This window comes from Corallococcus sp. CA047B (genome assembly GCF_003612065.1).
Taxonomy (GTDB): domain Bacteria; phylum Myxococcota; class Myxococcia; order Myxococcales; family Myxococcaceae; genus Corallococcus; species Corallococcus praedator.
Window position 1 is genome coordinate 1 of the sequence record NZ_RAWD01000721.1, and the last position, 476, is coordinate 476.

1 pseudogene is annotated in these 476 nt (G+C 37.2%); it reads left to right on the forward strand.

What is annotated here, in order from left to right:
- Positions 1-476, forward strand: a pseudogene (locus D7X74_RS42355) (preprotein translocase subunit SecY); the annotation flags it as partial.

Consider the following 476-nt stretch of genomic DNA (forward strand, 5'->3'; position numbering starts at 1 on the left):
GGTAATGGTATTTCTATTATCATATTTGCGGGTATTTTATCAACGTTGCCAGCCAGTCTAATTCAATTTGGACAAACTGCGTTCGTTGGGCAAGAAGATACATCATTAGCATGGTTGAAAGTATTAGGACTTTTAGTGTCACTGATACTATTAACTGTAGGTGCTATTTATGTACTTGAAGCCGTTCGTAAAATTCCGATTCAATATGCTAAGAAACAAACTGCTCAAAGATTAGGTTCACAGGCAACTTATCTACCTTTAAAGGTGAACTCAGCCGGTGTTATTCCTGTAATCTTTGCAATGGCGTTCTCCTTACTGCCTAGAACATTAACGTTGTGCTATCCAGCTAAAGAATGGGCACAAAACACTGGGAATGCTGCAAGTCCTTCACGTAATGTTGGTATGGTTGTATATATTGTAATAATTATACTATTCACATACTTCTCTGCATTTGTACAAGCTAATCGGGAAAAAAT